General features: G+C 68.7%; 14 protein-coding genes and 1 tRNA gene. 4 read left to right on the forward strand and 11 right to left on the reverse strand.

The window, feature by feature from the left end:
- Positions 1–20 precede the first annotated feature (20 nt).
- Positions 21–1262 carry an MFS transporter gene (locus tag HWX62_RS18220; RefSeq protein WP_175931440.1) on the reverse strand — a complete coding sequence of 414 codons (1242 nt, stop codon included), beginning with the start codon at positions 1260–1262 and terminating at the stop codon, positions 21–23.
- Positions 1263–1405: 143 nt separating this feature from the next.
- Here HWX62_RS18220 and HWX62_RS18225 point away from each other — a divergent pair, with 143 nt between their 5' ends.
- Positions 1406–2278, forward strand: coding sequence for a LysR family transcriptional regulator (locus tag HWX62_RS18225; protein ID WP_175931439.1), 873 nt, complete (start codon positions 1406–1408; stop codon positions 2276–2278).
- A 74-nt stretch (positions 2279–2352) separates the two neighbouring features.
- Here the strand turns inward: HWX62_RS18225 and HWX62_RS18230 are convergent.
- Positions 2353–2437, reverse strand: a tRNA-Leu gene (locus HWX62_RS18230).
- Between the two features lie 141 nt (positions 2438–2578).
- Here HWX62_RS18230 and HWX62_RS18235 point away from each other — a divergent pair.
- On the forward strand, positions 2579–3892 hold the full coding sequence (locus HWX62_RS18235; protein ID WP_175931438.1) for a leucine-rich repeat-containing protein kinase family protein: 1314 nt from the start codon (positions 2579–2581) through the stop codon (positions 3890–3892).
- 15 nt (positions 3893–3907) lie between these two features.
- Here HWX62_RS18235 and HWX62_RS18240 read toward each other — a convergent pair whose 3' ends face one another.
- From HWX62_RS18240 to HWX62_RS18275, 8 genes are all read right to left on the reverse strand, one after another.
- On the reverse strand, positions 3908–4537 hold the full coding sequence (locus tag HWX62_RS18240) for a LysE family translocator (RefSeq protein WP_175931437.1): 630 nt from the start codon (positions 4535–4537) through the stop codon (positions 3908–3910).
- Between the two features lie 98 nt (positions 4538–4635).
- The gene (locus HWX62_RS18245) at positions 4636–4809 is read right to left on the reverse strand and encodes a hypothetical protein (protein WP_175931436.1); all 174 of its coding nucleotides are present in this window, start codon (positions 4807–4809) and stop codon (positions 4636–4638) included.
- Positions 4810–4841: 32 nt separating this feature from the next.
- Entirely contained in the window at positions 4842–5285 is a 444-nt protein-coding gene (locus HWX62_RS18250; RefSeq protein WP_175931435.1) for a copper chaperone PCu(A)C, read from the reverse strand.
- Positions 5286–5368: 83 nt separating this feature from the next.
- Positions 5369–5734 (reverse strand): copper resistance protein CopC, encoded by a 366-nt coding sequence (locus tag HWX62_RS18255; RefSeq protein ID WP_175931434.1) that lies wholly within the window; start codon positions 5732–5734, stop codon positions 5369–5371.
- A 291-nt stretch (positions 5735–6025) separates the two neighbouring features.
- On the reverse strand, positions 6026–6403 hold the full coding sequence (locus HWX62_RS18260) for a DUF2946 domain-containing protein (protein WP_175931433.1): 378 nt from the start codon (positions 6401–6403) through the stop codon (positions 6026–6028).
- A 92-nt stretch (positions 6404–6495) separates the two neighbouring features.
- Positions 6496–6990 carry an SRPBCC family protein gene (locus tag HWX62_RS18265; protein ID WP_175931432.1) on the reverse strand — a complete coding sequence of 165 codons (495 nt, stop codon included), beginning with the start codon at positions 6988–6990 and terminating at the stop codon, positions 6496–6498.
- Positions 6991–7009: 19 nt separating this feature from the next.
- A complete protein-coding gene (locus HWX62_RS18270; RefSeq protein WP_175931431.1) occupies positions 7010–7312 on the reverse strand; it encodes a 2Fe-2S iron-sulfur cluster-binding protein in 303 nt (100 codons plus the stop codon).
- Positions 7313–7394: 82 nt separating this feature from the next.
- Positions 7395–9296, reverse strand: coding sequence for a sigma-54-dependent Fis family transcriptional regulator (locus tag HWX62_RS18275; protein ID WP_175931430.1), 1902 nt, complete (start codon positions 9294–9296; stop codon positions 7395–7397).
- A gap of 271 nt (positions 9297–9567) precedes the next feature.
- Here HWX62_RS18275 and HWX62_RS18280 point away from each other — a divergent pair, with 271 nt between their 5' ends.
- Positions 9568–9759 carry a DUF2964 family protein gene (locus tag HWX62_RS18280; RefSeq protein WP_244136059.1) on the forward strand — a complete coding sequence of 64 codons (192 nt, stop codon included), beginning with the start codon at positions 9568–9570 and terminating at the stop codon, positions 9757–9759.
- A 239-nt stretch (positions 9760–9998) separates the two neighbouring features.
- Positions 9999–10286 (forward strand): DUF1488 domain-containing protein, encoded by a 288-nt coding sequence (locus tag HWX62_RS18285; RefSeq protein ID WP_006486743.1) that lies wholly within the window; start codon positions 9999–10001, stop codon positions 10284–10286.
- 246 nt (positions 10287–10532) lie between these two features.
- Here HWX62_RS18285 and HWX62_RS18290 read toward each other — a convergent pair whose 3' ends face one another.
- The gene (locus HWX62_RS18290) at positions 10533–11834 is read right to left on the reverse strand and encodes an NCS2 family permease (RefSeq protein ID WP_175931429.1); all 1302 of its coding nucleotides are present in this window, start codon (positions 11832–11834) and stop codon (positions 10533–10535) included.
- Positions 11835–12206: the final 372 nt, after the last annotated feature.

Genomic DNA, 12206 nt, shown 5'->3' on the forward strand with positions numbered 1-12206 from the left:
GATCGTCGGCTGGCGTCGCATCACGCTCGGTTCAACCGCCGCGCCGCGAGCAACGCGATGGCGAGCAGCACCGCGACATACGCGGCGACGCTCACCCACGCACCGCGTTGCCAGAACGCGCCGCCCACCGAGCCGAGCACGCTCGACCCGACATAGTAGGCGAGCAGGTACAGCGAAGCCGCATGCCCCTTCGCGGCGCCCGCGAGCGCGCCGACCCAGCCGCTCGCGACCGAATGGGCGACGAAGAAGCCGATCGTCACGAGCACGATGCCGACGACGCTCGCGACGAGCGAATGCGACAGCGTCAGCGCGAGGCCCGCCGCGAACACGACGATGCCGCTGACCAGGACCGGCGCCCGCCCGAGACGATCGGCGAGCGCGCCGGCGCTCGATGACGACACCATCCCGAACAGGTACGCGCCGAAGATCAACCCGCAGGCAGTCGGGCTCAGGTTGAACGGCGCCGCCATCAGCCGGAACCCGGCGTAGTTGTAGATCGTCACGAACGCGCCCATCACCAGGAAGCCGATCGCGAACACGAACGGCAGGCGCGCGTGACGCAGTTGCGCGTGCCACAGCCGCAGGTGGTGACGCAGCGTCAGGTCGGTGCGCTTCACGAAGCGTCGCGACGCCGGCAGCAGCATCACGAACGCGATCGCCGCGAGCAGATCGACGACGCCGATCGACAGCATCGCCGTGCGCCACGAGAAGTGCTCTTCGAGCGCGCTCATCCCGATCCGTCCGATCATGCCGCCGAACGCGGTGCCGCCCACATAGAGCCCCATCGAGAAGCCGAGCCCGTCGGCGGCGATTTCTTCCGCGAGATAGGCCATCGCCACGGCCGGCACGCCGCCCAGCGCGAAGCCTTCGAGCGCGCGCCAGACCAGCAGCAGGTGCCAGTTCGGCGACAGCGCGGCGAGCAGGTTGAACAGCGCGGCCAGCGTCATCGACACGAACATCAGTCCGCGCCGTCCGACCCGTTCGGACAGCGCGCCGGCGCACAGGATCGACACGGCGAGCATCCCGGTCGACAGCGACAGCGACAGCGAACTCGACGCCGCGCCGACGTCGAACTCGCGTGCGAACGCGGGAAGCAGCGGCTGCACGCAGTACAGCAGCGAGAAGGTGGCAAAGCCGGCGAGGAACAGCGCGAGCGCGATGCGCTTGTACGCGGCCGAGCGCGGGGACACGCCGGCCGGCAGCGCATCGGGCGCGGTGTTCTGCGTGCCGGGCAGGGAGCGGGAAATCGAAGCGGAGGACATGAGGGCACTCGATGTGCGACGGAATACACGAATTCTTGCGCACGGTCATGTATATGTCCAATATATGAAATGAACCGTAGCAATATGTTTTGACACTGGCTGACTGACTGGCCAATCCGACTCATCGCGAGGTCGCATCACGAATGGAACTCCGGCATCTGCGCTACTTTCTGGCCGTCGCGGCCGCGTCGAATTTCACGAAGGCCGCCGAAGCGCTCGGCATCGGCCAGCCGCCGTTGAGCCAGCAGATCAAGGCGCTCGAGAACGAGCTCGGCGTGGAGCTGTTCAAGCGGACCGCGCGCGGCGCGGAGCTGACGCTGGCGGGCGAGGTCTTCGCGGAAGAGGCGCGCCGCGTGCTCGACGATGCCGAGCGCGCGGCACGGGCGGCCAGGCGCGCAGCGCGCGGGGAAACCGGCCATCTGCGGGTGGGCTTCACCGGGACGGCCGCGTTCAATCCGAAAGTGTCGGATCTGCTTCACCGCTTTCGGGAGGCATTTCCGGATGCCGAGCTGACGTTGCAGGAAGCGACGTCGGGCGTGCTGCTGGAGGCGCTGGAAAGCGGGCGCCTCGACGTCGCCATCGTGCGGCCCGAGCGCCGCGTCGCCGCGACGCTGCGGGTAGCCGACTGGGACGAGGAGCCGATGTTCGTCGCGCTGCCCGTCGCGCACCGGCTCGCGCAGCGGCGGCGCATCGATCTGGCGGAGCTGGCCGACGAATCGTTCGTGCAGGTGCCGCGCGCGGCGGGCGCCGCGCTGTTCGACGACATCGTCGCTGCCTGCAAGGCCGCCGGGTTCGAGCCGCGCATGGGGCAGCCGGCGCCGCAGATCGCGTCCGCGGTGACGCTGGTGGCGGCCGGGCTCGGCGTGTCGGTCGTGCCGAAGGCGATCACGCAGGTGCAGGTGCCCGGGGTCGTATACCGGCCGTTCGTGGGTAACGCGTTTCGCGCGAGGCTCGCCATTGCGTCGCGCTGCGACGAGCCGTCCGCGGTGGTGCGGAATTTTCTGCTGCTCGCGTAGCGGACAACAAAAAACCCGCGAAGCCATCTGCTGTCGCGGGTTTCGGAAATGCTGGAATGCGAGGAAAACGCATCTGGTGCCGACGGCGAGACTCGAACTCGCACAGCTTTCGCCACTACCCCCTCAAGATAGCGTGTCTACCAATTTCACCACGTCGGCACTGCAAGGGGCGCAATTCTAACGTCACATTTCGCGTTTGTGAAGGGGGGATGACAAAGTCGGGTACGGGCACGCGATCGATCCCGGTAGAATCGTCCGATCGACCCGACGGGTCCCCGCAACCGCCACCCGTTTTCTTCCGTGACCCACACCCTCGAACAACTGCAGGCCGGCCAACTGTCGGGCGCGCGGCAACTCAAGCTCGCGTGCGGACTGACCGAATTTCCGCGCGAGATCTTCGATCTGGCCGACACGCTCGAAGTGCTCGACCTGACCGGCAATGCGCTGTCCGCGCTGCCGGACGACCTGCCGCGGCTGCATCGGTTGCGCATCCTGTTCGCATCGGGCAACCGCTTCACCGCTTTCCCCGCCGGGCTCGGCGCGTGCGAACGACTCGAGATGATCGGCTTCAAGGCGAACCGGATCCGCACGGTGCCGCGCGGCGCGCTGCCGCGTGCGCTGCGCTGGCTGATCCTGACCGACAACGCGATCGATGCACTGCCGGCCGACATCGGCGACTGTGCGCGGTTGCAGAAGCTCATGCTGGCCGGCAACCGGCTGCGCGCGCTGCCCGCGGAAATGGCCGCGTGCCGCGCGCTGGAGCTGGTGCGCCTGTCGGCGAACCGGCTGGAGGCGTTGCCCGACTGGCTGCCGCGCCTGCCGCGTCTCGCATGGCTTGCCGTGGCCGGCAATCCGCTCGGCGCGGGGCCGGAGGCGGCGGCGTCCGGCGGAGCGGACGTCGCGGAGATCGACTGGGCCGCGCTGTCATGCGAAGAGAAGCTGGGCGAGGGTGCGTCGGGTGTCATTTACCGCGCGCAGTGGCAGGCGGAAAGCCAGCCGCCGCGGACGGTCGCGGTCAAGCTGTTCAAGGGCGCCGTGACGAGCGACGGCCTGCCCGATTGCGAAATGGCCGCGTGCCTGCATGCCGGCCGTCACCCGAACCTGATTCCGGTGATCGGCAAGGTGCGCGGGCATCCGGGCGGCACGCACGGCCTCGTGATGGAACTCGTCGATCCCGCGCTGACGAATCTCGCGGGGCCGCCGAGCTTCGCGTCCTGCACGCGCGACGTCTATGCCGCCGATGCGACCTTCGATCCGGCGCACGCGCTGCGGATCGCGCACGGCATCGCGTCGGCCGCCGGCCATCTGCACGCGCGCGGCATCATGCATGGCGACCTGTATGCGCACAACATCCTGCACGACGGCGCGGGCGGCGCGTTGCTCGGGGATTTCGGGGCGGCGTCGCCGTACGACCTGAACGAGCGCACCCACGGCGCCCGGTTCGAGCGGCTCGAAGTGCGCGCGTTCGGCTATCTGCTCGGCGAATTGCTCGCGCGCTGCGAACCGCACACCGGGGCGCTCGACGCGCTGGCGGCGGCGTGCGTGAACGAGGACGTCGATGCGCGGCCGTCGTTCGACGAGATCACGACCGCGCTGGCCGCTCGCCTGCGCTGACGGGATGGGGCCGGTTCATGCCTGCCGCGCGGTCAGCAGCTTGATGCCGAGCCCGACGAACAGCAGCCCGCTCGCGCGCTTGAGCGCGCGCACCGCGCGGCTCATGCCGAAGCCGCGATGTAGGCGGCGCACGCCGGCCGAATAGATGCAGTGAACGACCACGACCGTGCACGCGATCGTCGCGTACATCACGACGAACTGCAGCGCGAGCGGGCGGTCGTGCACGATGAACTGCGGCATGAACGCCGACAGGAAGATCATCGTTTTCGGATTGCTGCCCGACACGAACAGCGCTTCGCGAAACAGCTTCCGGCGATCGGGCACGGCGAGCTCCGCGGCGCCGCTCGGTGCGGCCGCCTTGCGGTCGCCGCGCAGCTGCCGGACACCCAGAAAGATCAGGTACGCGGCGCCGACCACCTTCATCGCGACGAACAGCGGCGGCATCGCGGCCAGCACCGCGCCGACGCCGAGCGCGACCAGCAGCACGACCGCGCCCTGCGCGACGAGATTGCCGGCGATTGTCGCGGCGGTGCCATGCGCGCCGTAGCGCACCGTGTTGCGAATCACGAGCAGCACGTTGGGCCCCGGCGACAGCGTCGTGGCGAGATAGGCTGCGGCAAACAGCAGCCAGGTCTGAATGGGCATGCGGCGCTCCGAAAGGCGGTTCCGGCGGTCGGGATGAAGCGATGGTGCCACGCCAATAATGGCGCGGGCCGCCGCCGGAACCGTGCGGTCGCGATGCGTCAGTGCGCGTCGCGCATGCAGTACGCGGGAATCGACGGCGGCGTGTCGATCGCGGCAGGCCGCGTCATCCATGCGATCCAGGCGGCCCATATCCCGCAGACGATCAGCACCGCGAGGTTCAGCGGCGTCCGGTAGCGGACGATCAGGTCGGCCAGCGGCAGGCGGTCTTTCATGTGCGTCTCCTTCGATCGAGAGGCCGGCGGCGTTACTGGCCGGCGTAGGTCGGCGCCTTCGCGTCGCAGGTCACGGACACGGTCGAGCCGTCCGCGAAATGCAGCTTGAACGGCACCTTCGCGCCGGGCGCGACGGCCCGGCGCGGTTCCTCCAGCATCACGTGATAGCGCTTCGGCTTGAACGTCAGCGTGCCGTGTGCGGGCACGACGACCGAGTCGACGTGAACCATTTTCGCGGTGCTGCCGCTCGTCTGCGTTTCGTGCACCATCGCCATCCCGTACGCGGGCGTGTCGATACCGGTGAGCGTCGCGGGCGCGTCGCCGTCGTTCTTCAGCGTGAGGTAGCCGGAGGACGGCACCGTCGCCGGCATCGTGCGGATCCAGCATGCATCGGCCTGCACGGCGGGCGCCGCGAACGTGGCGGACGCGTGCAGCGCCAGCGCCACGAGCAGGCCGGTCGGAATCGAGCGTTTCATCGTGTGTTTTCCTTGTCGTGTGCGATGCCGGAGGCATCGATGCGAATGCGATCGGCGCGGCGCGCCGATGCGCACCGTGCGCGTTACTTGACCGTGAATGCGTAGCGGCCGTGCGTGCGGTGGCCGTCGCTGGCCACCGCGATCCACGCGACCGTGTAGGTGCCCGGCTTCAGGCTCGCCAGGGCGACGTGCATGCGCTTCCGGTTGCCGGCGTCGACGGCCGACTTCCCGTCGACGACCGACTGCCCGTGGCTGTCGGTCACGGCGATCGAGCTGAATGCCGGTTCGAGCGCCTCGCCGAAATCGATCGTGACCGCGTGCGGCGCGGCCGAGAGCGTGGCGTCGGGAGCCGGGTCCTGCGTTTTCGGGAGCGCATGCGCATGGGCGGCCTGGATGACGACGAAGCCGAATGCGGCGAGTGCGCCGCGAACGAAAGTGAGGGTTCTCATGGCGGTTGAGCGAGTGACGAATCGGATGGAAAAAGACGGATTCGACGGACGGCTGCGCGAGCGGCATCGATGTCCGGCAGCGTACGGCGCGGACGTGCGAGGGCAGGCATTCGCATGCGGGCGAGTGCAGGCACGGCAATCCGGATCGGTGGCGGCCAACCGTGCGCCCGGCATGACGCCGCGCGCAGCAGGGTGAGACATGATCGTCCTTCGAAACGTGACATGTCGCGCACGCGGGCAGCGTGCGCGGACGACGCGATGCACGACGGCATCGCGTGCGATGACGACGGATCAGGACGTGAACGGCGGGGCGCGCGGTTGCGCGGCCGTGAGCGGCAGCGCGCGGCGCAGGCTGTCGAAGCGGGTTGCCGCGCGATGCTCGGTCGCGTGCACGTGGGCCGCGAACGTCAGCTCGGGGGCGGGCAGCGCGGGGGTATGGGCGAGCAGGCTGCAGTAGCCGCATGCCTGGAGATGGGCCTGCAGGCTTTTCGTCGACGAATCGGCGGCGTGGTCGCCGGCGGCCGGCGCGGCCGAACAGTAGCCGGCCAGCAGTGCGTCGACGCGCCCTTGCGCGGTCAGCGCCTGCGAGATCGTCGGCGCGAGCGCCGTCATCAGGATGGCGAGCATCCCGATCAGACTGCCGATCTTCCGGAGACGACGACTCAGCATGCGATGCGCGGCGGCGGGTGGACGACGATGCGGGCGATTATGCCACGCACGTCGGGCCGCCGGTCGGCGCGAACGTGCGGCATCGCGGCGCGCTATGCGTGCTTCGCCAGATACTTCGCGATCAGCGTCATCTGCGCGGCCCAGCCCTGGTCGTTCATGTCGCGCGCCGTTGCGCGACGCGCTTCGATCAACGCGTCGAAACCCGTTTCGGTGACCGTGAGCAGCGTGCCGCCGGCTTGCGCCGCGAGCGTGAACGTGACGAGCGTCATCGGCTCGGACGCGTAATCGAAATCCGGATCGATCGCGAACGGATGCCAGCGAAACGAGAGCAGTTGCCTGGGCTCGATGCGGTCGACGACGATTTCGAACACGGTGCCCGCATAGGGCTCCTGCGCCTTCGCGACGTCGTCGTCGACGCGGGTCGGCGTGATGCGGCCGAACAGCGGCTGGCCCGCTTCGAACGGCCCGTCGAACGAGACGCCGAACCACTGGCCGAATTCGCCGGAATGGCTCACGGCTGCCCAGACGCGGTCGGGCGACGCGGCGAGCAGCGTCTGTTTTTCGATGCGATCGGTTTGCTGGACCATCACGTTCTCCATGCAGGCCCTAGTCGAGCATGACCGCCTCGGGCACGTCGAGCACGAGATCCGACGTCGCGACGGCCACGCACGGCAGCGTATAGCCGTCGGCCTTTTCCTCGCGGGAGAGCCCCGGCCATTCGATCGTGTAGCGTACGCTGCCGCTGACGATCCGGCAGAGGCAGCTTCGGCACGTGCCGTTGCGGCACGAGCGCGGCAGCGATACGCGCGCGAACGCGGCGGCTTCGAGCACGGTCAGCGAACCGGGCGCGTCGAAGGTCGCGCCGAGCGGTTCGATGCGCACGAGGGGCGGTTGTTCTGGGTCGGTCATGACTGAAGCGGGCGGCGGGTCGGCGGCAACGCGCCAAGCATACCCGAACGCGCCGGCGGCCGACGGCCGCCTACCGTGGGCGTCAGTGCCGCCGCAGATACCGGTACACGGTATTGCGGGCGAGGCCGAGCTCGCGCGCGGCCGCCGATACGTTGCCGCCGTGCCGTGCGAGCACCGCGTCGATCATCGCGGCCTGGTGGCTTTGCAGCGTCGTGCCTTCGCGCCTGCCGACCGAGGGGGACGATACGGCGGCCGGCGTGGCCGGCGCATCGTCGCAATCGAGCCAGAAATCGTCGGGCAAATGCGCGAGCGTGATCTCGGCTTCGTCTTCGGCGAGCATGCCGGCCGTGCGCAGCACGTTGGTCAGCTGTCGCAGGTTGCCGGGCCAGCGGTGGCGCGCGAATGCGTCGAGCACGTCCGCCGCGAGGCGGCGCGGCATCGGCTCGCTGCGCGCGAGCCTTGCGAGGATCCGCTCGACGAGCGCGGGCAGGTCGGTGCGCGTGGCGAGCGCCGGCAGCGTGACCGCGAGCCCGTTGATCCGGTAGAACAGGTCTTCGCGGAACGTGCCTTCCGCGATCATCGCGCGCAGATCGCGGTGGGTCGCGCAGACCACGCGCACGTCGACCGGCACCGCGCGTGCGCCGCCGAGCGGCATCACCGCGCGCTCCTGCAGCACGCGCATCAGCCGCACCTGCTGCGCGAGCGGCATGTCGCCGATTTCGTCGAGAAACAGCGTGCCGCCGTCGGCCTGCGCGATCTTGCCCGGGCTGCCGCGCTTGCGGGCGCCCGTGAACGCGCCGTCTTCATAGCCGAACAGTTCGGCCTCGATCAGCGAATCGGGCAGCGCCGCGCAGTTGACCGCGACGAACGGGCCGTCCGCGCGCGGCGACGCCTGGTGCAGCGCGCGGGCGAGCCACTCCTTGCCGGTGCCGGTCTGGCCGAGGATCAGCAGCGGCAGGTCGCGCCCGCGGATCTTCGCGACGCGTTCGAGCACGGCGGCCATGCGCGCGTCGCCGGTGTCGAGCGTCGCGAACGTGATCGCGTCGGGGTCCGGCGCACGCACGCGTGCGGCCGGTGCGGGCGGCGTGACCGCGACGGCGGTTTTCTGCGTTTCGGGGAACTCGCAGCGGGCGAGCACGCGCACGCCGGTCGACAGCGTGAGGCGGAACGTGGCGCCCGGCGCGCGGGCGGCCTGCTGCGCGAGCTGGCCGAAGCGCATGCCGAACAACGCGTCGCTCGCCTGATGCTGCAGTGCGTCGAACGACGCGCCGAGCTGGAATTGCGCGCTGCGGTTCGCGGCGATCAGCCCGCCGTCGGGGCCGAAGGCGACGAGCCCGGCGAACAGCGAATCGACGCAATCCTCGTGTGCGTGAAAGCGCAGCCGCAACGCTTCGCCGCACTGGTTCGCGAACAGGTGGTTCTCGATCAGTTGCGCGGACATGCGCACGAGCGCGAGCGTATGCGGGCTGGAGCCGCGCGGGTCGCCGCTCACGTCGAGCGTGCCCAGCGTGCGGCCGAACGGATCGACGATCGGCGCGCACGCGCAGGTGAGGATGTGGTTCGCGCGCAGGAAATGTTCGGCACCGTGCACGACCACGGCCTGGCCCGACGCGAGCGCGGTGCCGATCGCATTGGTGCCGCGTGCGCCTTCGGCCCACGACACGCCGTTGCACAGCGCGACGCGGTTGGCTTTCTCGATGAAGTCCGCGTCGCCGATGCTGTGCAGGATCACGCCGTCGGCGTCGGTCAGCAGCACGAGGCTTTGCGTATCGGCGATCTGCGCGTGGAGGTCCTCCATCACCGGGCGGGCGTGCGAGAACAGCGTGTGGTTCGTGTCGAGCAGCTCGCGCAGCGCGACGCGCGACAGCGGCGAGAAATCGGGGCGTTCGTGCGCGCGCAGGCCGACCGCGGTCGAACGCGCATGCGCCTGCGCGAGCAGGTCGGTACGCCCCGCGGCGGCGGGCAGCACGAAGGATTGCGGCATGATGTGTCTCCTGTTCCCCGGGGCCGTCGGGGCCGACCGGATCGGAATCGGCGGCGCAGTGCGGCTCCGCTCGCGGTGCACCATTCGGCGCGACAGCCGACCGTCCGGGCACGCATCATCATACAAGCGCCACGTGCGATGCGCGACCGGGGAGCAAAATCCCCTTGCTTTTAAGCACCCGCCTGCAATCATGGAAATGGAGCACGCACGCGCCGTGTTCCGCACTGCAACATGCATGCGACGCGACATGCATCCGTTCGGGAGACGCATCATGGTTCGGACGGAACTGAGAGTCGTGCTGGCGGCCATCGCCACTTTCATCATGCTGGGCGGCATTGCCGTGGCGATCCACGGTTTGCTGTTCGATCTGGGCGATGCGGTGAGATACGGGGCGGCCGCGATTGCGGTGGGCGTCACGACTGCCGCGATCGCCCTCAACATCTGGCCGACCGATCCGCACTGACGCCGTTCGCGAAACGGTGCCGGATGCCGCGCAGATCAGACGAAATGCGCGTCGGAACGACGCACACCGAAATTTTTGTCTCCCGCGCGAAACCGTCTAAAGTGGAATTCAACCGGCATGCATCGACCGCGCCACACTCCGCGGCCGGGGCCTCCGCCGGCGAGCCCGCGTACATTTCGTCCGGCCGGTAGCGGACGACGGACGCGGTCATTCGTTTTCTACCGGTCGAGGCGGCTCCCATGCAGATCCATTTCACGAACGAGAAGCCTGAGTATTCGGGGCGTGACCTGATGCTGGGGTTCACGGCACTGGTCAATGGCGAGCGCGTCCAATGTCAGATCACCGCCGAGGCGCTGGAAGACCACTTCGGCGCGGCATCGCCGCGCTTCGAGGATATGGTCGGCGCATTCGACCAGCACCGCGAGCGCATCGAGGCGGCGGCCCGCCGCCTGCTGTCGGAAACGCGTGCGCAATGCGTGACGCTGCGCAGCGGCTACGTGCGCTTCTACGAGGCCAACTGGCGCTGACGACACGACGCTCGTCGGGCGGCGCGCGCACGCGAGCGGCGCCGCCAAGACGTTGCCTTTCACGCAATGCCGTTCGGTGGGGCCGGGCGGCATTTTCGTATGCGGGCCCGAGCGGGGTTGACCGCGCTTCGGCCAGGTCGTGCGCGTCGATTCCCGAGGATCGCGGAAGGATCGTGCGAAAACAAGAACGCCACCCGAAGGTGGCGTTTTTTTCATGTCGTCGTGCGGCGCAGCGATGCGTTTCGCTTACTCGCTGCCGAGATAGAAGAAGCGGAACAGGAACACGGCCGCGATGATCCACACGATCGGCTTGACCGTGCGGGCCTGGCCCGTCAGCAGCTTGAGGCCGCCGTACGCGATGAAGCCGAATGCGACGCCGTTCGCGATCGAGTACGTGAACGGCATCAGCAGCGCGGTCAGCGCGGCCGGCACGGCTTCCGTCGCATCGTCCCACGGCACCTCGACCATCTCGCGCAGCATCAGGCACGACACGTACAGCAGCGCGGGCGCCGTCGCATAGCCCGGCACGACGCCGGCGAGCGGCGCGATGAACAGGCACGCGAGGAACAGCACGGCGACGGTGATCGCCGTCACGCCGGTGCGGCCGCCGGCCTGCACGCCCGACGCGCTTTCGATGTACGCGGTGGTCGACGACGTGCCGAGCACCGAACCCGCGACGATCGCCGTGCTGTCGGCGAGCAGCGCCTTGTTCAGGCGGTGCATCTTGCCTTCGACGAGCAGGCCCGCGCGGTTCGCGACACCCATCAGCGTGCCCGTCGCGTCGAACAGCTCGACGAGGAAGAACACGAGGATCACGTTGATGATGCCGGTCGACAGCGCGGCGCCGATGTCGAGCTTGAACAGCGTCGCGTCGATCGACGGCGGCGCCGAGAACACGCCGTGAAACTGGTTGCCGCCGAAGAAGAACGACAGGATCGTCACACCGATGATGCCGATCAGGATCGCGCCGCGCACGCGCAGGTGGTCGAGCGTGACGATCGTGAAGAAGCCGACGATCGCGAGGATCGTCGTGGGCTTGTGCAGGTCGCCGAGCGTGACGAGCGTGGCCGGGCTGCCGACGATCACGCCCGACGTCTTCAGCGAGATGATGCCGAGGAACAGGCCGATGCCGGCGGTGATCGAGATGCGCAGCGATTTCGGAATGCCGTTGACGATCGCCTCGCGCACGCGGAACAGCGTGACGAGCAGGAACAGGCAGCCGGAGATGAACACCGCGCCGAGCGCGGCCTGCCACGTGAAGCCCATTCCCTTGACGACCGTGTACGCGAAATACGCGTTCAGGCCCATGCCGGGCGCGCAGGCGATCGGGTAGTTCGCGTACAGGCCCATGATGATCGACGCCAGCGCCGCGACGAGGCAGGTCGCGACGAACACGGATTCCTTCGGCATGCCGGCATCGCCGAGGATCGCGGGGTTGACGAAGATGATGTAGGCCATCGTCAGGAACGTGGTGACGCCCGCGAGTATTTCGGTGCGGAAGTCGGTGCCGGCTTCAGCGAAGCCGAAATACCGCTTGATGGATTCCATGAAGGCGTTTCTCCGGTCGGATTGTCGTGTTGATTGTTGTGCCGAATTGTTGTAAAGGCAGCGCGGCGGCTAACTGTAACCAGCCACTATTGTCCGGCTATCGGCGGATTGTAATAGCGTGGATAGCTCGGACGATATAGTTGGGGGCACGATCGGTTGCTTGCGCGCGAACGGTCGGGCAGCCTGCTCGCGCGACGAAGGCGCGCATTTTACCGGTTCGCGCGGCGCGGGCCGGCAGAAATGGCTGAAACGGGGCGGAACGGGGAGGCGACGGGAAGCGGCGCAGGCGGGGAAACCGGCCGATGCGTGCGCAACGGCACGCCGGCTGCGTCGCGCCCGGCCGATGCACGACGACATGCGACTGAAACGGGG

This window comes from Burkholderia sp. BCC0506, from assembly GCF_902833145.1.
Taxonomy (GTDB): Bacteria; Pseudomonadota; Gammaproteobacteria; order Burkholderiales; family Burkholderiaceae; genus Burkholderia.

What these genes read in the sequence shown, in the direction of transcription:
- HWX62_RS18265 (WP_175931432.1), bottom strand. Translation starts at nt 6,990, where the DNA reads ATGGTCCAGCAAACCGATCGCATCGAAAAACAGACGCTGCTCGCCGCG.
- HWX62_RS18285 (WP_006486743.1), top strand. Translation starts at nt 9,999, where the DNA reads ATGCAGATCCATTTCACGAACGAGAAGCCTGAGTATTCGGGGCGTGAC.
- HWX62_RS18275 (WP_175931430.1), bottom strand. Translation starts at nt 9,296, where the DNA reads ATGCCGCAATCCTTCGTGCTGCCCGCCGCCGCGGGGCGTACCGACCTG.
- HWX62_RS18250 (WP_175931435.1), bottom strand. Translation starts at nt 5,285, where the DNA reads ATGAAACGCTCGATTCCGACCGGCCTGCTCGTGGCGCTGGCGCTGCAC.
- HWX62_RS18220 (WP_175931440.1), bottom strand. Translation starts at nt 1,262, where the DNA reads ATGTCCTCCGCTTCGATTTCCCGCTCCCTGCCCGGCACGCAGAACACC.
- HWX62_RS18290 (WP_175931429.1), bottom strand. Translation starts at nt 11,834, where the DNA reads ATGGAATCCATCAAGCGGTATTTCGGCTTCGCTGAAGCCGGCACCGAC.
- HWX62_RS18260 (WP_175931433.1), bottom strand. Translation starts at nt 6,403, where the DNA reads ATGCTGAGTCGTCGTCTCCGGAAGATCGGCAGTCTGATCGGGATGCTC.
- HWX62_RS18245 (WP_175931436.1), bottom strand. Translation starts at nt 4,809, where the DNA reads ATGAAAGACCGCCTGCCGCTGGCCGACCTGATCGTCCGCTACCGGACG.
- HWX62_RS18280 (WP_244136059.1), top strand. Translation starts at nt 9,568, where the DNA reads ATGGTTCGGACGGAACTGAGAGTCGTGCTGGCGGCCATCGCCACTTTC.
- HWX62_RS18270 (WP_175931431.1), bottom strand. Translation starts at nt 7,312, where the DNA reads ATGACCGACCCAGAACAACCGCCCCTCGTGCGCATCGAACCGCTCGGC.
- HWX62_RS18240 (WP_175931437.1), bottom strand. Translation starts at nt 4,537, where the DNA reads ATGCCCATTCAGACCTGGCTGCTGTTTGCCGCAGCCTATCTCGCCACG.
- HWX62_RS18255 (WP_175931434.1), bottom strand. Translation starts at nt 5,734, where the DNA reads ATGAGAACCCTCACTTTCGTTCGCGGCGCACTCGCCGCATTCGGCTTC.
- HWX62_RS18225 (WP_175931439.1), top strand. Translation starts at nt 1,406, where the DNA reads ATGGAACTCCGGCATCTGCGCTACTTTCTGGCCGTCGCGGCCGCGTCG.